Origin of the sequence: Streptomyces mutabilis, from assembly GCF_014649815.1 — a bacterium.
Lineage (GTDB): Bacteria > Actinomycetota > Actinomycetes > Streptomycetales > Streptomycetaceae > Streptomyces > Streptomyces mutabilis.
Genome location: NZ_BMTT01000003.1, coordinates 430,731 through 448,328, shown reverse-complemented (window position 1 = coordinate 448,328; position 17,598 = coordinate 430,731). Strand labels below are relative to the sequence as shown.

At 72.8% G+C, this 17,598-nt stretch carries 20 protein-coding genes and 2 pseudogenes; 16 read left to right on the top strand and 6 right to left on the bottom strand.

What is annotated here, in order from left to right; all coding sequences use genetic code 11:
- Positions 1-13 precede the first annotated feature (13 nt).
- Positions 14-667 (bottom strand): peptide deformylase, encoded by a 654-nt coding sequence (locus IE142_RS10350; protein WP_191885419.1) that lies wholly within the window; start codon positions 665-667, stop codon positions 14-16.
- Positions 668-805: 138 nt separating this feature from the next.
- On the opposite strand from IE142_RS10350, the gene IE142_RS10345 reads away from it, so the two are divergent.
- Positions 806-2,227 carry a PepSY-associated TM helix domain-containing protein gene (locus IE142_RS10345; RefSeq protein WP_191885418.1) on the top strand — a complete coding sequence of 474 codons (1,422 nt, stop codon included), beginning with the start codon at positions 806-808 and terminating at the stop codon, positions 2,225-2,227.
- Positions 2,228-2,321: 94 nt separating this feature from the next.
- Here IE142_RS10345 and IE142_RS10340 read toward each other — a convergent pair whose 3' ends face one another.
- Positions 2,322-2,669, bottom strand: a complete 348-nt coding sequence (locus tag IE142_RS10340; protein ID WP_191885417.1) for a tetratricopeptide repeat protein — start codon at positions 2,667-2,669, stop codon at positions 2,322-2,324.
- Between the two features lie 227 nt (positions 2,670-2,896).
- Here IE142_RS10340 and IE142_RS10335 point away from each other — a divergent pair, with 227 nt between their 5' ends.
- Together IE142_RS10335 and IE142_RS10330 are read left to right on the top strand one after the other, a co-directional pair.
- Positions 2,897-4,255 carry an APC family permease gene (locus tag IE142_RS10335; protein WP_191885416.1) on the top strand — a complete coding sequence of 453 codons (1,359 nt, stop codon included), beginning with the start codon at positions 2,897-2,899 and terminating at the stop codon, positions 4,253-4,255.
- Between the two features lie 60 nt (positions 4,256-4,315).
- Positions 4,316-4,661, top strand: a pseudogene (locus tag IE142_RS10330) (2-thiouracil desulfurase family protein).
- A gap of 59 nt (positions 4,662-4,720) precedes the next feature.
- Here the strand turns inward: IE142_RS10330 and IE142_RS10325 are convergent.
- Complete coding sequence (locus tag IE142_RS10325; RefSeq protein ID WP_191885415.1) at positions 4,721-5,374, bottom strand: fascin domain-containing protein; 654 nt, start codon at positions 5,372-5,374, stop codon at positions 4,721-4,723.
- Positions 5,375-5,830: 456 nt separating this feature from the next.
- On the opposite strand from IE142_RS10325, the pseudogene IE142_RS10320 reads away from it, so the two are divergent.
- A pseudogene (locus IE142_RS10320) lies at positions 5,831-6,382 on the top strand (DUF2269 domain-containing protein).
- Positions 6,383-6,498: 116 nt separating this feature from the next.
- A complete protein-coding gene (locus tag IE142_RS10315) occupies positions 6,499-6,873 on the top strand; it encodes a VOC family protein (protein WP_191885414.1) in 375 nt (124 codons plus the stop codon).
- On the opposite strand, the gene IE142_RS10310 is transcribed toward IE142_RS10315, so the two are convergent.
- Positions 6,851-7,651: a thioesterase family protein gene (locus IE142_RS10310; RefSeq protein ID WP_191885413.1), complete on the bottom strand. Its 801-nt coding sequence runs from the start codon at positions 7,649-7,651 to the stop codon at positions 6,851-6,853. The two genes, IE142_RS10315 and IE142_RS10310, sit on opposite strands and share 23 nt — an antisense overlap.
- A gap of 257 nt (positions 7,652-7,908) precedes the next feature.
- On the opposite strand from IE142_RS10310, the gene IE142_RS10305 reads away from it, so the two are divergent.
- From IE142_RS10305 to IE142_RS10285, 5 genes are all read left to right on the top strand, one after another.
- Positions 7,909-8,133, top strand: coding sequence for a hypervirulence associated TUDOR domain-containing protein (locus IE142_RS10305; RefSeq protein WP_043384515.1), 225 nt, complete (start codon positions 7,909-7,911; stop codon positions 8,131-8,133).
- 6 nt (positions 8,134-8,139) lie between these two features.
- Positions 8,140-8,472, top strand: a complete 333-nt coding sequence (locus IE142_RS10300) for a DUF3140 domain-containing protein (RefSeq protein WP_043384513.1) — start codon at positions 8,140-8,142, stop codon at positions 8,470-8,472.
- Between the two features lie 19 nt (positions 8,473-8,491).
- Positions 8,492-8,947 carry a hypothetical protein gene (locus tag IE142_RS10295; protein ID WP_043384510.1) on the top strand — a complete coding sequence of 152 codons (456 nt, stop codon included), beginning with the start codon at positions 8,492-8,494 and terminating at the stop codon, positions 8,945-8,947.
- A gap of 50 nt (positions 8,948-8,997) precedes the next feature.
- Positions 8,998-9,504, top strand: a complete 507-nt coding sequence (locus IE142_RS10290; RefSeq protein ID WP_191885412.1) for a MarR family winged helix-turn-helix transcriptional regulator — start codon at positions 8,998-9,000, stop codon at positions 9,502-9,504.
- 148 nt (positions 9,505-9,652) lie between these two features.
- The gene (locus IE142_RS10285; RefSeq protein WP_191885411.1) at positions 9,653-11,746 is read left to right on the top strand and encodes an MMPL family transporter; all 2,094 of its coding nucleotides are present in this window, start codon (positions 9,653-9,655) and stop codon (positions 11,744-11,746) included.
- Positions 11,747-11,765: 19 nt separating this feature from the next.
- Here the strand turns inward: IE142_RS10285 and IE142_RS10280 are convergent, their stop codons facing one another.
- On the bottom strand, positions 11,766-12,191 hold the full coding sequence (locus tag IE142_RS10280; protein ID WP_191885410.1) for a TIGR03618 family F420-dependent PPOX class oxidoreductase: 426 nt from the start codon (positions 12,189-12,191) through the stop codon (positions 11,766-11,768).
- 122 nt (positions 12,192-12,313) lie between these two features.
- Complete coding sequence (locus IE142_RS10275) at positions 12,314-12,529, bottom strand: hypothetical protein (protein ID WP_043384499.1); 216 nt, start codon at positions 12,527-12,529, stop codon at positions 12,314-12,316.
- A 339-nt stretch (positions 12,530-12,868) separates the two neighbouring features.
- Between IE142_RS10275 and IE142_RS10270 the strand changes: the two genes are divergently transcribed.
- The 6 genes from IE142_RS10270 (at position 12,869) to IE142_RS10245 (ending at position 17,568) form a co-directional block, all read left to right on the top strand.
- Positions 12,869-13,504: a class I SAM-dependent methyltransferase gene (locus IE142_RS10270; RefSeq protein WP_191885409.1), complete on the top strand. Its 636-nt coding sequence runs from the start codon at positions 12,869-12,871 to the stop codon at positions 13,502-13,504.
- 215 nt (positions 13,505-13,719) lie between these two features.
- Positions 13,720-13,905 (top strand): hypothetical protein, encoded by a 186-nt coding sequence (locus IE142_RS10265; protein WP_191885408.1) that lies wholly within the window; start codon positions 13,720-13,722, stop codon positions 13,903-13,905.
- A gap of 21 nt (positions 13,906-13,926) precedes the next feature.
- Entirely contained in the window at positions 13,927-14,634 is a 708-nt protein-coding gene (locus tag IE142_RS10260) for a hypothetical protein (RefSeq protein WP_191885407.1), read from the top strand.
- Complete coding sequence (locus tag IE142_RS10255) at positions 14,631-15,572, top strand: DUF6895 family protein (protein ID WP_191885406.1); 942 nt, start codon at positions 14,631-14,633, stop codon at positions 15,570-15,572. The genes IE142_RS10260 and IE142_RS10255 overlap by 4 nt, the downstream gene beginning before the upstream one ends.
- On the top strand, positions 15,569-16,489 hold the full coding sequence (locus IE142_RS10250; protein ID WP_191885405.1) for a DUF6895 family protein: 921 nt from the start codon (positions 15,569-15,571) through the stop codon (positions 16,487-16,489). Before IE142_RS10255 ends, IE142_RS10250 begins: the two co-directional genes overlap by 4 nt.
- Positions 16,486-17,568, top strand: a complete 1,083-nt coding sequence (locus IE142_RS10245; protein ID WP_191885404.1) for a serine hydrolase domain-containing protein — start codon at positions 16,486-16,488, stop codon at positions 17,566-17,568. The genes IE142_RS10250 and IE142_RS10245 overlap by 4 nt, the downstream gene beginning before the upstream one ends.
- Positions 17,569-17,598 lie beyond the last annotated feature (30 nt).

The window sequence follows — 17,598 nt, the reverse complement described above, 5'->3', positions numbered from 1 at the left end:
CGGCCGCACCTCGCTAGGCCGGGTCGGGCAGCCCGAAGCCCAGGGCAGCCGCCGCCCGCTCCGGCGTGACCTGCCCCCACAACTCAGCCATCGCCCGCGACGACGCCAGCGACCGCGTCTCCGCCCGGTCCAGATACAGCACACCGTCGAGATGATCCGTCTCGTGCTGCACGATCCGCGCCGGCCACCCCGCGAACACCTCGTCCACCGCACGCCCGTGCTCGTCCCGCGCCCGCAGCCGCACCTCGGCGTGCCGCGCCACCACCGCCTGCCAGCCCGGCACGCTCAGACAGCCCTCGAAGAACGCGGCCCGTCCGTCCCCGACGGGCTCGTACGCCGGATTCACCAGCACCCGGAACGGCTGCGCCACCCGCCCCCGCGCCACCCGCACCTCCTCCGGCACCGGCGCCGGATCCTCGATCACCGCGATCCTCAGCCCCACTCCCACCTGGGGCGCCGCCAGACCGACACCCGGCGCCGCGTGCATGGTCAGGCGCAGCGCCGCGACGAACCGTGTCAGCAGCGGCGGCGCCAACTGCCCGTCGAACGGCTCGGCCACGCGCCGCAGCACCGGATCACCGGCCTCGACGATCGGCAGCGGCCCACCGACGGCGAGCAGTTCATCGACGCGCTCGGCAAGAGGTGTGCGATCACTCGGAGTTCCCATCACGCCAGGATTCCATGACGCACGCCCCCTCACTCCCCGGCGTGTGACGTACGCCACTTCAGAGGTCGGGAACCTCACGCTCTCCGGTCCCGACCACTGGGACCACCCCGTCCCCCACGACGCCCCGGAGCGCCATCGATGACGACCACGTCCCCGACCTCCACGGAAGAGGCACCAGGAGCGGGGTCCCCGCCTCCGAGACCCGGCGGATGGTCCACGCTGCGCCCGCTCGTCCTGCGCCTGCACTTCTACGCCGGCCTGTTCGTGGCCCCCTTCCTGCTGGTGGCGGCGGTCACCGGGCTCCTGTACGCCGCCTCGTTCCAGGCGGAGAAGATGGTCTACGCGCACGAACTGACCGTCCCCGACGTGGGCGAGCGCAAGCTGCCGATCTCCGAGCAGGTCGCCGCGGCCCGGCAGGCGCATCCCGAGGGCACGGTGTCCGCCGTACGCCCCTCGCCCGAGGCCGACGCCACCACCAGGGTGCTGCTGTCCGGCGTCGAGGGCGTGGACCCGGACCACACGCTCGCGGTATTCGTCGATCCGTACACCGCGAAGGTGCGCGGCGCCCTCGAACAGTACGGCTCGACCGGCGCGCTGCCCCTGCGCACCTGGATCGACGAGTTCCACCGGGACCTGCACCTGGGCGAACCGGGCCGCCTGTACAGCGAGTTCGCCGCCAGCTGGCTGTGGGTGATCGCGGGCGGCGGCCTGGTGCTGTGGTTCTCCCGCCGCCGGGCCCGGCGCAAGCTGCGCGGCACCAGTGGCCGGCGCCGCACCCTGGGCCTGCACGGCACGGTCGGCGCCTGGGTGGCGGCCGGGTTCGTGTTCCTGTCGGCGACCGGCCTCACCTGGTCCACGTACGCCGGGGCGAACATCGCGGACCTGCGCGTCTCGCTCGGCCAGACCACCCCGTCCGTGTCGGCGTCGGCCGTCGGGGGCGGCGAGCACGCGGGCCACGGCGCGGCGTCGGGCGCCGGCGGGGACGCCGGGCACGGAGTCGGCCTCGACAAGGTCCTGGCGGCCGCGCGCGCCGAGGGCCTGGGCGACCCCGTGGAGATCGTCCCGCCCGCCGATGCCTCCTCCGCGTACGTCGTCCAGCAGGTGCAGCGCAGCTGGCCCGAGAAGCAGGACTCGGTCGCCGTGGACCCAGCGACCGGCCAGGTGACCGACGTACTCCGCTTCGCCGACTACCCGGTGCTCGCCAAGCTCAGCCGCTGGGGCATCGACCTGCACACCGGCAGCCTGTTCGGTCTGCCCAACCAGATCGCCCTGATGCTGCTGGCCGCCTCCCTGATCCTGCTCATCGTCTGGGGTTACCGCATGTGGTGGCAGCGCGGCCGGGGTTCCGCCTTCGGCCGCCCCGTCCCGCGCGGCGCGTGGCAGCAGGTCCCGCCCACGCTCCTCGTCCCGCTGCTGGCGGCGGTCGCCGTCCTCGGCTACTTCGTGCCGCTGCTCGGCATCCCCCTGGCCGCGTTCGTCACCACCGACGTCGTACTCGGCGAGGTCGCCCACCGGCGGGGGCGGCGGACGCACCCGAGGGGTGCCACGGTGAAGAAGTGAGCGGCACGGCGAAGCGGTGAGCGGCGGGCGGGAAAGCGGTCCCCGCCCGGACCGCCACCGTACTTACCGCTCACCGCTCACGCGGGGTGGCCGCTCAGAGCCCCGCGAAGTCGCCCGACAGGGCGGCGGCGATCCGCAGCTGCGCGTCGGCCTCCTCCTGCCGTCCCTGCCGTTCGAGCGTGCGCCCCAGCATGAGCCGGGCGTACTGCTCGACGGGGTCCCTCTCCAGCAGGGACCTCAGCTCGGCCTCCGCGCGCCGCAGTTGGGCCGAGTGGTAGTAGGCGCGCGCCAGCAGCAGCCGCGGCCCGGTCTGCTCGGGCACTTCCTCGACCAGCCCGCTCAGGACGCGCGCGGCGGCGGCGTAGTCCTTGGCGTCGAAGAACATCCTCGCGCGCTCCCAGCGCTCCGCCGGCGTTCCGTGGTCGTAGTACGTCGTGTCCACTGGTGACCTCCTTCGACGCACTCCAACCGTTCCAGGTAGTTGAACATTCCACCACCCGGGTCACGGGTTCGAGGGCTAGGGGCCGGTGCCCGGCACGGTGCGGGTGCTTCCGATTGCAGTATGCGAGGGCATGTTCCGCCGGATCACCGGGCAGTGACAGGTTGTTCAACGCCGAACACCTCAGGGGGGGAGCGTCCGTGGCCAGAGGCGGAAGGGAAGCCACTGCCGTGCCGGAGGGTGCCGATGACACCCCGCTGCACCGGGCCATCGGACCCAAGCTGCTGATCCTCTTCGTGGTCGGCGACATCCTCGGTACCGGCATCTACGCCACCACCGGTCAGGTCGCGGGCAAGGTCGGCGGGGCGCTGTGGCTGCCGTTCGTCATCGGCTTCGTCGTGGCCATCCTGACGGCGGCCTCGTACGTCGAACTCGTCGGCAAGTACCCGAAGGCGGCCGGGGCCGCGCTGTACACCCAGAAGGCGTTCCAGGTCCCGTTCCTCACCTTCATCGTCGCCTTCATGGTCGTGTGCTCGGGGCTGTCGTCGGCGAGCGCGGCGGCCCGCGCCTTCAGCGGCGACTACCTCGGCGAGTTCACGGACCTCTTCCCGCCCACCCTCGTCGCGATCCTCTTCATCCTCGCTCTCTCGGCGCTCAACCTGCGCGGCGTGTCCGAGTCGGTGAAGACGAACGTGGTCCTCACCCTGGTCGAACTCACCGGCCTGTTCGTCATCCTCGTCGTCGGCGCCTGGGCGGTCCTCACCGGCGAGGGCGAGCCCTCCCGGCTCGGCGAGTTCCAGGCGGGCGGCACCGGCTACGCGCTGATCACCAGCGTGCTGGGGGCCACGGCCCTCGGCTTCTTCGCCTTCGTCGGCTTCGAGGACTCCGTCAACATGGCCGAGGAGACCAAGGACCCGGTGCGCACCTTCCCGCGCGCCATCTTCACCGGCGTCGCCGTCACCGGGACCATCTACGTCCTGGTCGCACTGGTCTCCTCGCTGCTCGTCGACTACCGCGTCCTGGAGGGCTCCAGCGGCCCGTTGCTGGAGGTGGTCAGGGCCGGCGGGCTGGACTTCCCGCCGAAACTCTTCGCGCTGATCGCCTTGTTCGCGGTCACCAACTCGGCGCTGATCAACATCATGATGGCGTCCCGGCTCTGCTACGGCATGGCGAACGAACGCATCCTGCCCCGCGCCCTGGGCAGGGTCCTCCCGCGGCGCCGCACGCCCGTCGTCGGCATCGTCTTCGTCTCGCTCCTCGCTGTCGGCCTGGTCTCCACCGGGGAGATCGCGGGCCTCGGCGACACCACGGCCTTCCTGCTCCTGTGCGTCTTCGCCGTCGTCAACATCGCCGTTCTGGTGCTCCGCCGCGACCGGGTCGAGCACAAGCACTTCCGTACGCCGACCGTCCTGCCGGTGCTGGGCGCGATCACCTCCCTGATCCTGGCCAGCCCGCTGTCCGACCGGCCCGCGGACGTCTACATCCGGGCCGGCGTGCTGCTGGCCATCGGCATCGCGCTGTGGGTGCTGAACAAGGCGGTGATGAAGGCGCGCGGCGAGACCCACACCCCGCGCGCCCCGCGTCCGTGACGCCGAAGTGGGTCGGCGGGCGCACGGGGGCGGCCGAGGGCGGGGTCGTGGAGTGACGGCATGGAAGCGATCCTGGTCAGTGCGTGTCTGCGCGGGGTGCCCTGCCGGTTCGACGGTCGCCACAGGGCGTCGCGGGAGGTCGAGGACGCGGTGGCAGGCCGCGCGGTCGTGTCCTTCTGTCCGGAGGTCGCGGGCGGGCTCGCCACGCCGCGGCGGCCCGCGGGACTGGTGGGCGGCGACGGACACGACGCCCTGGACGGCACCGCGCGCGTCGTGGAGGACACGGGCAGCGATGTGACGGAGCAGTTCGTCGCCGGCGTCCACCGCGCTGGTGCCCGGGGACGGGGTGACGGCCGCGCTGCCCGAGCGGAACGGCATCACCGTACGGGCGGCACCCACGGTCTGACGCCGGCCGGCCCGCCGGTGCCCCGTGGCGGGCACCGGCGGACCGGCCGGTCCGTCTCATCAGGCGGCGAGCGGGTGCAGGACGAACTCCTCCCAGGAACCGGTGATGTCGGCGGAGCGGGCGCGCAGCGCGTACTGGAGCGTCCCGGTGTAGCTGTTCTCCATGGTCACGAAGAGACCGTTCAGCGTGGACTGGAGCGCGTAGCGGTCCAGGCTCTCGCTGTAGTACAGGACGAACCGCTCCCAGCCGCCCACGCTCGTGGAACGGGCGCGCAGCACGTTCTGCGCGCTGCCCGTGTAGTTCTTCTCCACCGCCACGTAGCGGTTGTTCGCCAGGGACTTCAGGGCGTACGTCTGGGTGGTCTCGTCCCACTCGAAGGCGAAGCTCTCCCAGGAGCCGCCGAACTCGGTCGAACGGGCCCGCAGGACACCGGTGTTCGGGGCGGCGTAGTTCACCTCGGTGGCCGCGAACCGCCCGTTGGCGACCGACTCCACGGCCAGCAGCTCGGGCTCGGCGGCCGCGTCCTCCGCGGCGAGCGGCGCCCGCCGCGCGTCCGCCTCCTCGCCGATGCGCGCCAGGTCGGCGGCGTCAACCGCCTCCCAGCCGGCGGGCACGCCGGCCGGCCGGTCGGCCGACGGAGCCGCCGCGGCCGCCGGAGCGGACAGGGCGGAGACCGCCAGCAGGGCGCTGAGGGACAGAACGACGGAGGTCATGCGTCTCACGGGAATTCCTCGGCTTTCTTCACATGGAATCGGGGCGGCGAGGAAAGGGCCCGCGCCGTGCGGGCGGTAATCGCAACCCGCGCGCGGCGACGTGATCCCCGGAATTCTCTGCCCCCCAACGACCGCGTCCGCGCCCCTCCCCGGACGCGTCGGCAGCGGCTGCGCCACCTCGGCGAAGCGGTCCCAGAATAATGATCTCCAGGTGTTCTCCGTAGGGATCCGGAGCTTTTTCGTGCCGGGTCGAACGGAATCGCGCAGCATTATGCATTCCGCAATATCTGGTTAATGCGGGAGACGCTTCTCCTTGTCCTCCCGGTCACTTTGCCGACCGGCACGGCACGGTCACGCGGGCGTACGACGCCGACCGTGGCGTACGCCTCCGTCGGTACTCGCGGTTACTCCCGTCGTGGGACGCCCCGGCGGCCGTCGCCCGGCAGCGTGGGTGGTGTGGAACTCAGCCGCCCCGCACGCCGGGCCTTCCTCGTCGTCCATGTCGTCGCCTCCGCCGGCTGACTAGGGCTCTCGCTCGGGCTGCTGGCGCTCGGAGTCACCGCCGCCACCACCGCCTCCCCGGTGGCCGTGGAGGCCGGTGTCCGTGCCATGAAGCTCTTCGCCGACTGGCTCCTGCTCCCGCTCGCCCTCCTCACCCTCGTCAGCGGTGCGGTACTGGCCCTGGGGACCCCCTGGGGGCTGGCCCGGCACCGCTGGGTGTTCACGAAGTTCTGGCTCACGCTGGCGACGACGACCGCCACCGTCTTCGCGCTGCGCCCCGGGGTGAACGCGGCGGTGACCGAGGTCGCCGCGGGCGGACCGCTCCCCGACGCCGGTGACGTACTGTTCGGGCCGGTCGTCTCCCTGTCCGCCTACGTCTTCATGACGGTGCTCTCGCTCCTCAAGCCATGGGGCCTCACCGGGCGTGGCCGCAGGCTGCGCGCGTCGGCCGGCTCCGCCCGCCGGGCCGGTGGCCGCGAGGTGCCGTCCGGCTCGGTTCAAGGGTGAAGGGCCTCGCACTTCGGTACCGCGATCCACCGGCCGGATGATCGTCTTTTGGGTACGGCGGCGGCCGGGGCCCACCACGGAGGGGACCCGTCACCGAGCGTGGGGACGCGAAAAGAATGCGCCGCGAAGACCTGCCGGCACCCGAGTCGGTGACCCCGAGCGGCGAACCGACCCCGGACGAACCCGACGTCACGCCGGGGCCGCCCTCCGATGCGGGCAAGGCCACCGGCTTCCTCGACCTCCGGGTCGCCGACATCGAGCGCTGGTACCGCGAATGGAGCGTGCTGGACGCCGAGTTCCTCACGACGCCGATCTGCCGGAAGGCCGAGATCCGCTGCTGCCTGCGTGCCCCGGACGCCTACCCGATCGAGGTCGGCCAGGCCACCGGCATGCTGGAGGGCGTTGTCGCCGACCCGCCCGCGGGCCAGGGCTTGAGACGACGTCCCGCGTCGACCCCGGCCCCCTCACTCACGGCTGCGGGCGGACGGTGAGCATCTGCTGGGCGTTGCCCACGGGGCCGTCCAGGTCGTGCAGCACAGTGCTGGTGATGCCCTGGCCGGTGGGGCCGAAGACCACGGTGGTGTCCAGGCCCGTCCAGCGTCCGCGCGGCGCTCGGTGCAGGTGCAAGGTCAGGTCGACGTTCGGGAACATCCACTCCGCGGGCGACTGCCGCACCGCGATCCCGTTGGCCGTGTCGACCAGCGTCACGTAGGACGCCAGCGGGCTCGCCGCCTCGCCGGCGACCAGGTCGAGGCCGGTGGAGACCCAGGCGGTGGTGCGGCCCGGTCGGGGCGGGGCGAGCGGGCGCACGTCCAGTGAGGCGATGTAGCCGCCGGGCCACTGGGCTGCCATGGGCCAGGGTACGAGATCCTGCGGCGGGGCGAGCGGGGGCGCAGCGCCCGCGGCGACCGCTTCCGTGTCCACGTCGGCGAGCAGCCAGGCCCTTGCCCGCGTCACCGAGCGGCCCGCGATGCACACGGTCGCCTCGACCAGCTCGATGGTGCGGCCGGGCCGGAGGGTCTCCACCCGTATCTCGCACTCGTCCAGCGCCGGGCGGCCGAGGATGTCGAAGCTGATCCGGCTCAGCGACATGGCCGCACCGGCACGTCCGGTCAGATGGCGGTCCAAGGCGTGGACGATCAGGCCACCGAGCGGGCTGAAGTGCTGCTCGTCCGCGCTCCACGCGCCACCCGCGTGCGGGGTGGGCTTGTAGCGGTGCTCGTCGATGCGCTCGTAGTAGCTGTCCGGGGTGGCTGTGCTGGTGTTCAACGGGCTGCTCCGGGAACGGCGGCGACGAGGGTGAGGCGGTGGACGGCGGCACCTGGGCCAGGATAGTTCGGTCGTGAACGACGGTTTCGGCGCCCCCGTGGGGGACCCGGGCCCGCCGGGCCCGGCCGGTGCAGGACGGCCCCGTGGCCTCCCCCGAGTGGTGTGACCCGCGCACGGGGCTCAGGCTGTTGGAGGCGGCTGCAGGCGAGGCCTCCTCCCCTCCGCCCCGAGCGATCCGCGAGCGAAGGAGCACCGAGATGGCGACGAAGCGCGACGACGACGAACTCCGCAAGGGTGACAAGGTCGCCTGGAGCACCCACGGCACCGAGACCGAGGGCGAGGTGGAGAAGGAGATCACTGAACGGACCGAGGCCGCGGGCCGCACCGTCGACGCCTCCTCCGACGACCCGCAGTACCAGGTCCGCAGCGACAAGTCGGGTAAGTCCGCGGTGCACAAACCGTCCGCGCTCAAGAAGAAGTGAGGCGCCGTGGACGCCGATGAGCGCGAGGAGATCTGGGACGAGTTCCGCGAATTGGTCAACATGACGGCGGCCGACCTGGAGAAGTGGCTGGCCTCCGACCGCTCCAAGGACGCCGGACAGCACAAGGACGGTGGCGAGTCCACCGGGCACGCCTCCGGACGCCGCATCGTGGACATCCTGCGGACGAAGAAGGGCGACCTCTCGGACGACGACCACCGGCACATGCGCAAGGTCGTCGGCTACATCCGCCGCCACCTGGCCCAGCGCCCCTCGGGCGACGTCGAGGACACCCGCTGGCGGTACTCGCTCATGAACTGGGGCCACGACCCGCTGGCCTGACCGGAAGGAGAACACCCGCATGGAAGACCCGCACCAGCGTCCCGAGGACGTCAGCGACGGCACGGTGGCGGCCCTCGGCTCCCTGTCCAAGGCGCTGGAGACGACCGAGCGCGCCCGGGGCCACTTGTTCTCTTTCCACCAGCTCACCGGCACGGCCGACCTGGAACTGGACCGCGCGGTGCGATTGTTGCGTGAGGCGGGCCACCCCGAGTGGGCGGAACGGGTGGAGCGGGAGATCCTCGGACGCAACGTCATCCCCGGCCACTGGACGTTCCAGATCGTCGAGGCGTACGACCGGACGTACTACGAGGCGTTCAAGGCACTGGAACGCGAGGCCGTGGACCGGCTCGCCGAGGGCCGCGACCATCTGTACGAGGCGGAGATGAAGGAGGACCGCCGCAGCCGCGGTCACCCTGACCACACGGCGCGCCCCGACAGCCCCGGCACCCGCCCGCCGAACGGCCCGTTCACCTGACGTCCCGGGCGGCCCCGCGGGGAGGGCGATGGCTTCTATACGCTGACCGCGTGGCGACAGCGAACCAGCGCGGACAGTACGCGCGCGAGCGGGGGACCGGCACCGGGCCCGAGGCGGGCGACCTCCAGGCCCTGGCCGTGCAGATGCGGCGGATGAACGGCGAGATCAACCGCCTCGTGCAGGGCTTCGCCGGCACCCACGGCCTGCACGCCACCGACGTCCAGGCGCTCGCGGCGATCCTCGATGCGCGGGAGCCCATGACGCCGGGGCGGCTGCGCGAGCACCTGGGGCTCACCTCGGGCGCGGTGACGGCGTGCGTGGACCGGCTGGAGCGGGCGGGGCACGTGCGCCGGGTCCGGGAGAGCGCCGACCGCAGGGTCGTCCATCTGCACTGGGTGCCCGACGCCCGCGCCGCGGCCCGGACGTACTTCCGTCCGCTGGCCGACGCGGCGGCCGCCACCCGCGCACGCTTCGACGACGACGAACTGGCGGTCGTGCTGCGCTTCCTGGCGGCCATGAACGAGGAGCTGGGCATGGTGCGGTCGGACGACCGCTGACTGCCCGGCGCGTGGCGCATCCGGCGGACGGGTCCGGGCAGTAGTAGGCATGGCACGACACGGACTGCGACCCGAACTAGTTCAGTCATTGAGATTGTTTATGATCAAGCCATACTGCGCCGCTGAGGACCAGGAGACCTGAACACCGATGGCCAACCCCTCCCGCCGGGCCCGCCGGCTCATCCCCCTCGTCCTGCTCCTCGTCTGGCTCGGCATCGGCGGCACGCTCGGCCCGTACGCGGGAAAGCTCGGCGAGGTCGCCACCAACGACCAGGCATCCTTCCTGCCCCGCAGCGCCGAGTCCACCCGGGTCATCGACGCGCAGAAGGCCTTCCAGCAGGACGAGACGCTTCCGGTGATCGTCGTGTGGACCCCGGACGGAGGCGGTGCCGCCACCGCTCACGGGGACGCGGCCACCCGTTCCGTCGCGAGGCTGGAGGGTGAGCCCGGGATCGTCGGCGCCGCGTCGCCCGCCGTGCCCTCGCGCGACGGTGAGGCCCTCCAGGCCGTCGTCCAGGTCGAACCCGACCTCGGCGACCGTCTGCCCGACGTCCTGGAGCACATCGAGCAGGCCGCCGGGCAGGTGCCGGGCACCCGGGCACAGCTCGCCGGACCGGCCGCCTCCCAGGCCGACCTCTCCGACGCGTTCTCGGGCATCGACGGGCTGCTGCTCGGCGTCGCACTGGTCACGGTGCTGGTGATCCTGCTGCTCGTCTACCGCAGCGTCCTGCTGCCGCTCGTGATCATCATCAGTGCCGTGTTCGCGCTGAGCCTGGCCTGCGCCGTCGTCTACGCGCTCGCCGACCGCGACGTCGTCCGCGTCGACGGGCAGGTCCAGGGCATCCTCTCCATCCTCGTCATCGGCGCCGCCACCGACTACGCGCTCCTGCTCACCGCCCGTTTCCGCGAGGAACTGCCGCACCATCCGGACCGCATCGGCGCCGTGCGCGCCGCGCTGCGCGCCTCCTGGGGAGCCGTCGTCGCCAGCGCGGCGACCGTCGCCCTGGGCCTGCTGGCGCTGCTGCTCAGCGACCTGACCAACAACCGCGCCCTCGGACCGGTCGGCGCCATCGGCATCGTCTGCGCGGTCCTGAGCACGCTCACCTTCCTGCCCGCCGTCCTGGTCCTGCTCGGCCGGGCCGCCTACTGGCCGGCCAGGCCCGTCCGTGCCGGTGACCCGGAGGCCGGCCACCGCCTGTGGCACCGCGTCGCCGAGCGGGTGGACCGGACCCCGCGCCGCATCTGGGCGATCTCCCTCGCCGCGCTGCTTGCCTGCGCCGCCTTCGCCCCCACCCTGACCTCCAAGGGCGTACCGCTCGACGAAATCTTCGTGAACGACGCCCCCTCGGTCGCCGCCCAGCAGACTCTGGCCCGGCACTTCCCGGGCGGCTCCGGCAACCCGGCCGTGATCATCGCGGACGCCGACCGGCTCGACCCCGTCCTCGCGGCGGCCCGCGACACCCGTGGCGTGGCCTCCGCCGACGCGGTGACCGCCTCCGGCCGCCCCTCAGGCGGCGACCCGAAGGTGGTCGACGGGCGGGTGCGGATCGACGCGACGCTCCAGGCGCCGGCCGACAGCGACGCGGCCAAGAGCACGGTGGCCCGCCTCAGGTCGGCCGTCCACGACGTGCCCGGCGCGGACGCGCTCGTCGGCGGCTACACCGCCCAGCAGTACGACACCCAGCGCACCGCCGAGCACGACCGCACGCTCATCGTCCCCGTCGTCCTCGCCATCATCCTGGTCATCCTCGTCGCCCTGCTGCGCTCGCTGCTGATGCCGCTGCTGCTCGTGGCGACGGTGGCCCTCAACTTCGTGGCCACCCTGGGCGTCTCGGCGCTCGTCTTCGCTCACGTGTTCGGGTTCAGCGGCACCGACGCCTCCGTCCCGCTGTACGGGTTCGTGTTCCTCGTCGCCCTCGGCGTGGACTACAACATCTTCCTCATGTCCCGGGTGCGGCAGGAGTCGCTGGAGCACGGCGTGCGGGAGGGGATCCTGAGGGGGCTGACCGCCACCGGTGGCGTCATCACCTCGGCCGGTGTCGTGCTCGCCGCCACCTTCGCCGCCCTCGGGGTGATCCCGCTGGCCTTCCTGGTGCAGATCGCCTTCATCGTGGCCTTCGGCGTGCTCCTGGACACGCTCGTGGTGCGCTCGCTGCTGGTTCCGGCGCTCGCCCGCGACATCGGCGCCGTCGCGTGGTGGCCCGGCCGGCTCGGCCACCGCGCACCGGTCCAGGGCGAGTGACGGACCCGCCGGGGGCCCCTCAGGCCTCCGGCGTCCTCGCGAGAGGGCGCACCGTGCCCAGGAAGCGTCGTACGGCGATCTCGATGACGACCCGCTCCGGGTTCGCCCGGGGCTGCCGGTAGCGGGCCGCGTAGCGGGCCTCCGCGTCGCGGACCGCCTCGGCGTCGGGGCGCACGGTCGCCACGCCCTCCAGCGTGGACCAGCGCCTGCCGTCCACCTGGCCGACGGCGACGACGGGAGAGCCCGCCCGCTCGACGTTGCGCACCTTCGCGGTGCCCCGGCTCGTGATGACCCGTGCCGTGCGGGTGGCGTGGTCGTACGTCACCCCGACCGGGACCAGGTGCGGGGTGCCGTCGGCGCGCGGCGTGGACAGGAAGCACACCCGGCGTTCCTGCCAGAAGGTCACGAACTCGGCGTCACCCTCGTGCTGTTCGTCCATGTCCATCGACTCTCCCGGCCCGAGCCGCGGGGCACCTTCCCCCCGCTCCGGTCACCTCGGGCATTCTCACACCCTACGGGGTGCCCGAGCTGCGCCTTCCCCGCCCCGCGCCGCGCCGGAGCCCGACGTCAGGCGGCGTGCCGACCCGGTGACCGGTCCTTCTCGGCCGGCTCGGCGCGCAGGGCCGGCGAAGCCGTGTCCCGGCCGCCCCGGATCAGCCGCAGATGCCGGCGCCGGGCATGCCGGGGCGGCTCCGGATCGCCGAAGAGCCGGTCCTCCAGGTACGTCATGGTGAACAACAGCAGCCCCAGTCCGGGCAGCAGCAGGACGGCAACGGTAACCACGCCGCAAGTCCCCCTCCGCTATGGATGATGCCCTTCCGGGTGCCCGGACCGGCGCCGGTGATGGGCAGGCAGCGAGTGAAGATGACGCAACCATCGGGCAAAAGAGACAAAAAGGGGGGAAGGGATGGACCCGACGGCGAAGGGGCCGACGCCGTGGCGCGCTGACGCCGGGCTCGGGACCGCCTGACGGCCGGCGTCCTGGGGGGCGCACCGGGCGGCGAGTTGCCGGAACGGCAAAGTTCTTTGTCGTTCCGACTCCCGCCGGAGCAGCCTGCACGTACGGCGCGCGGCCGTCGCGCGCCCGGCCGAGCAGACGGCCCGTTCGCCCCGGGAGGCATCATGACCGACATCCCCGCGACGGCTCCCGCGTCGGAGTTCTGGGAAGCCCGGTACCGCGACACCGACCGCGTCTGGAGTGGCCGCCCGAACGATCTGCTGGTCCGCGAGGCGAGCGACCTCACTCCCGGTGCGGCGCTGGACCTGGGCTGCGGCGAGGGGGCGGACGCCGTGTGGCTGGCATCGCGCGGCTGGCGGGTCACCGGCGTGGACATCTCCGGCACCGCACTCGAACGCGCCGCCGTACACGCCGCGGACGCCGGGGTCGGCGACCGTGTCGTCTGGGAACGCCACGAGCTGGGCCGGTCGTTCCCCGGGGGTTCCTTCGACCTGGTGAGCGCACAGTTCCTGCAGTCCCCGGTCGAACTCGACCAGCGGGCGGTGCTGCGCGACGCCGCGCGGGCCGTGGCGGACGGCGGCACCCTGCTGCTCGTCCTGCACGCCGGCTGGCCATCCTGGCAGACGGAGCCGCCGTTCGACGCCGTTTTCCCCACCCTGGACGGGGTCCTCGCCGAACTCGCCCTGCCGGACGGCGGGTGGACCGTCGGGACCAAGGAGACCGTACGTCGACCGAGCGTCTCGCCAGAGGGCGTGGGGGGCTTCCGCGAGGACCACGTGTGGCGGCTGCGCCGGGTGTGAGGCCGCCCGCACCCCCGGTGCCGGTCACCGCGACCAGCCGACTCTGCGGGGTGGTGCGCACCCGCGCACCAGGCGCCCGAGCGGCGAGCGTCACCATAGATGTCCGATTCATTGAAAAATTTACCTTCTGGGAATTTTGAGAAGAGAGGAATGTTTTGTGGCTTGGTGGACACCTGTGGCGTGAAGGCCATTGGCTACCAGAGGGAGATGGTGAAATGCCTTCCGAGGACAAGGTGCTCGAGGAAGTCCGCACCGAGAACATCGACATCGAAGCAGTACTCGACCCCGTCGAGCCCGACGGAGTCTTCCGGGACAGCCGCGAGTGCGCCGCGCTCGCCCTGCAGGCCGGAACCACCAAGTTGCTGCTTTCCCCGCCGACCCCGCGCCCCAAGAAGGGTTGACGGACCGACGGGAGCAGTGACATGGAGCAGTCGAGCACGTCAGCCCTTCTTCAGGGAACGGTGCTGGACCTCGCTTCCGACGTGGTCTCCGCTCTTCGGAGCGGAGACCACGTGCGAGCGGGGGGCACCCTTGCGGGAGTGAGCGCGGGCGGCGGCGTCGCGCGTGCGGCGGTGCGCGTCCTGGGCGCCGACCTGCTGCTGCCCGCCACCCTGCTGGGGTGTGAGCCCGTCCCCGATCAACTCACCGTGTTCCAGGACGCCGTGGCGGCCCACCCGCCGCGCGACGACGCGGCCCCCACCGTCGTATGGAGCCACTGGGCGATGATCCGGGCCCTGCGCCGGCTGGGACGACCCCCGACCGGCCCGCTCGCCGACGACGCGGGCGCGGAACCCGACGCCCGCTGGCTCGACGACGCCGGCTGGCAGTACCTGACCCACCAGCTCGCCGTCCTCGCCCCGCTCGCGCTGCCCGGCGAGGAATGCGCGGTGATGCGCGCCGCCCGGCGCCGGCCGGTGGACGTCGCCCGCGGCTTCGTACGGGCGGTACGCCGCCGTGACTGGCAGCAGGCGGCCGGAGCAGGACGCTGGCTCACCCTCCTGGACGGGGTGCCCGCCACCCTGGGTCTCGAAGCCGGCCTCGACTTCGTGCGGCTCATGGGCGGTAGCGACCCCCGGGTGGCACTCCAGTTGGAGGCGGCCCGCCTGATGCCGGCCGGGGTGCCGCTGTGAGCGCCCGGCGGGTCGAGGAGGCCGCCCTGGACTGGGTGTGCGCCCATCGTGACCGCTTCGCACTCGGCGAGGACGCGCTGGCGGCGGACGGCCAGGTCAATCGCACCTGGAAGCCACTGGGCGAACTGGCCCAGGTGTGCGCGTCCGTCTCCGTCGGCACCCCGCCGTCCGACCCGCTGCACGCCCGGGTGACCGAGCTGCTGGACTTCGCCTGGCAGCAGACCCACAAGGGCGAGATGTTCCTGCTCATGCAGTCGTTGGAACCCTTCGCCACCTACCCGCTGGAGGTGTACGCGGCCTTCGCCTCGGCCGGCTACCGCCACCACGGCTACGAGGCGTCCGCCGCCGTGGTGGCCCGCACCCGCGGCTGGCGGCTCACCGAGCAGTACCCCACCCGGCGGCTCGGGGTCATGGAGGCCGAGCGGCGCAGCGGCTTGCGCCCGCACGGCAAGGTGCCGCAGGCGCTGGTCCGCACCTGGCTGGGCGGGCTGCCCGAGCCGTGGACCTTCGAACGCGCGGCCGGATACGCGTTGACCCACGTCGTCTTCCACCTCACCGAGTGGGGGCGCACGCCTCAGGGCGTGCCACCGGACCTGGCGGACTACCTGCGGCACTGGCTGCCGCCCTGGCTGGACACCTGCTTCGAGGCCCGCATGTGGGACCTGAGCTGCGAGCTCCTGGCGGTGGCGGCGAGCCTGCCGAGCCCGCCCGAGCCGGCCGTCCTGGAGGACGCCTGGCAGCGCGTCGCGGCAGCACAGCACGCCTGCGGCGCGATCCCCGAGGAGGGCTCCGCCCAGCACGCCGCCCCACCGGGGCAGGACGACCCCTACGCCTTCACCGACTGCTACCACTCCACCCTGATGGCCGTGTTCGCCGCGGCCCTCACCACGGCACGGCAGAGTGAAGTCGAGCGCGCCGGACAAGGAGTGCCCGGATGACGGACACCCGACTGATCCACCGCGTCGGAGTCGACGCCCTGGAATGGCTCTGGGCCCACCGCGACGGCTTCCGTCTGCAGCCCGACGTGGACCCCGAGATCGGCTTCCTGGAGCGCTTCAAGCCGATCGGCGAACTCGCCCTGATCTGCAAGGTGCTCTTCCGCGAGGACGTCGCCGGATCCCGGCAGGCACGACTGGCCCGCCAACTGCTCGATCACGTCTGGCGGGACACCCTCGACGGCGGCCGCATGCTGGTGCGAGGGCAGCGCATCGAACCGTTCTCACCCGTGCCCTTCGAGGTGTACCTGCCCTTCATGGAGCTGGGCTACAGCCAGCCCGATATCGAGCGGGCGACCGTTCTCAACCACCGGCTGGACAGCTGGGTACGCTTCCCGCTGGACGCCACCCGGCGCCTCGGCCTGTCCGCCTTCCAGCGCCGCTTCGGCCTGCCCGCCCGGCCGCCCGAGGCCGACCTGATGGGCACCACCTGGCTGGCCGGCACCCCCGAACCGTGGACGGTCGAGGGCCACACCGCCTACGACATCACCCACACCGTCTTCCACCTCACCGACTGGGGCGAGCGGCCCGACGGACTGCCGGACCCGATCGCCGACTACCTCGCCACCTGGCTCCCGGTGTGGATCGACGACTGGCTGGACCTGGAGCGCTGGGACCTGCTCGGCGAACTCCTCGTCGTGGACGCCTGCTTGCCCCGGCCCACCCTCGACGAACCCGCGTGGCAGGCCTTCGCCGCAGCGCAGCAGCCCGACGGCGCCATGCCCACCGTACGGACGATGCCCGAGGGCGACCCCGACACGGTGTTCGACATGATCTACCACCCGACGCTGGTCGCCGTCTTCGCCTCCGCGCTGGCCACCTCCCGCGCCCTCAGCGAGTTGGCGCACACCACGTCATGACGGTCCGTCCCGCGCCCTGGCCGGGCGACCCCGAAGAGGAACACCTCGCGCCGACCCCCGTACCGGGGCCGGACGACGAGGCGCCCCTGCGTGACCGGCTCGCCGAGGCCGTCGACGCCTGCGACGCACCCGACGCCGTCTTCGCCGTCTCCCGGCACGGTCGGCGGACCCTGCACAGCGGCGGCACCGCTCCACCGCCCGCCGTCCCCCGGGAAGACCTCCGCTACGAGATCGGATCGGCCTCCAAAACCCTCACCGGACTGCTGCTGACCGTGCTGATCCGGCGCGGCGTGCTCACCGGAGCCGAACCCGCCGCCGGCTGCCTGGACCCCGGCCGCCCGGTCGGCCCGCACCCCGTGACCCTCGCCCACCTCATCACCCACACCGCAGGACTCCCGGCCCTGCCCGCCGACTTCGTCCCCCGGGCCCTGCCCGCCTGGCGCACCAACCCCTACGCCCGCTACCCGGCCGAGCGAGTGACCGCCGCCTTCCTGCGCCACGGGCCCGGGCACCGCCCCGGAACCCGCTGGCACTACTCCAACTACGGCGTCTCCGTCCTCGGACACGCCGTCGCCGCCGCCACCGGCACGGCCTGGGAGGACCTGATCACCGGGCAGGTCCTGCGCCCCCTCGGCCTGAGCGGCACCGCCCTGCGCGCGGAGGACGGAAGGACCGACGCCACAGGCCACCGCAAGGACGGCCGGACCCCGGTCCCGCCCTTCGACGCGGGCGGCTTCCAGGCGGCCGGCGCCGTCCGCTCCACCCCGCACGACCTGCTCACGTTCCTCGAAGCGCACCTCGACCCCGCCCGCTCACCGGCCGCCGCCGCGCTGCGGTCGGTGCGCGTGCCGGTGCTCCGCCGCGGGCTGGGACACCGACACGTGCACACCGTGACGTGGTTCCGGCACCCCACCGACGGCGGGCCGATGTACTTCCACAGCGGCGCCACCATCGGCCAGCAGGCGTTCCTCGGCTTCCGGCCCGACACCGGCACGGCCCTGGCCGCGGTCTGCACCCGGCGGTTCCGCGCCCGGGACCCGTTCGTCGCCACCGCCTACGCGCTCCTCGCCGAGCAATGACGAAGGCGCGGCGCCGCATCCCGCAGGGCC

What these genes read in the sequence shown, in the direction of transcription:
- IE142_RS10345 (WP_191885418.1), top strand. Translation starts at nt 806, where the DNA reads ATGACGACCACGTCCCCGACCTCCACGGAAGAGGCACCAGGAGCGGGG.
- IE142_RS10325 (WP_191885415.1), bottom strand. Translation starts at nt 5,374, where the DNA reads ATGACCTCCGTCGTTCTGTCCCTCAGCGCCCTGCTGGCGGTCTCCGCC.
- IE142_RS10295 (WP_043384510.1), top strand. Translation starts at nt 8,492, where the DNA reads ATGGAAGACCCGCACCAGCGTCCCGAGGACGTCAGCGACGGCACGGTG.
- IE142_RS10350 (WP_191885419.1), bottom strand. Translation starts at nt 667, where the DNA reads ATGGGAACTCCGAGTGATCGCACACCTCTTGCCGAGCGCGTCGATGAA.
- IE142_RS10270 (WP_191885409.1), top strand. Translation starts at nt 12,869, where the DNA reads ATGACCGACATCCCCGCGACGGCTCCCGCGTCGGAGTTCTGGGAAGCC.
- IE142_RS10245 (WP_191885404.1), top strand. Translation starts at nt 16,486, where the DNA reads ATGACGGTCCGTCCCGCGCCCTGGCCGGGCGACCCCGAAGAGGAACAC.
- IE142_RS10265 (WP_191885408.1), top strand. Translation starts at nt 13,720, where the DNA reads ATGCCTTCCGAGGACAAGGTGCTCGAGGAAGTCCGCACCGAGAACATC.
- IE142_RS10250 (WP_191885405.1), top strand. Translation starts at nt 15,569, where the DNA reads ATGACGGACACCCGACTGATCCACCGCGTCGGAGTCGACGCCCTGGAA.
- IE142_RS10305 (WP_043384515.1), top strand. Translation starts at nt 7,909, where the DNA reads ATGGCGACGAAGCGCGACGACGACGAACTCCGCAAGGGTGACAAGGTC.
- IE142_RS10280 (WP_191885410.1), bottom strand. Translation starts at nt 12,191, where the DNA reads ATGGACATGGACGAACAGCACGAGGGTGACGCCGAGTTCGTGACCTTC.
- IE142_RS10315 (WP_191885414.1), top strand. Translation starts at nt 6,499, where the DNA reads ATGCGCCGCGAAGACCTGCCGGCACCCGAGTCGGTGACCCCGAGCGGC.
- IE142_RS10285 (WP_191885411.1), top strand. Translation starts at nt 9,653, where the DNA reads ATGGCCAACCCCTCCCGCCGGGCCCGCCGGCTCATCCCCCTCGTCCTG.
- IE142_RS10260 (WP_191885407.1), top strand. Translation starts at nt 13,927, where the DNA reads ATGGAGCAGTCGAGCACGTCAGCCCTTCTTCAGGGAACGGTGCTGGAC.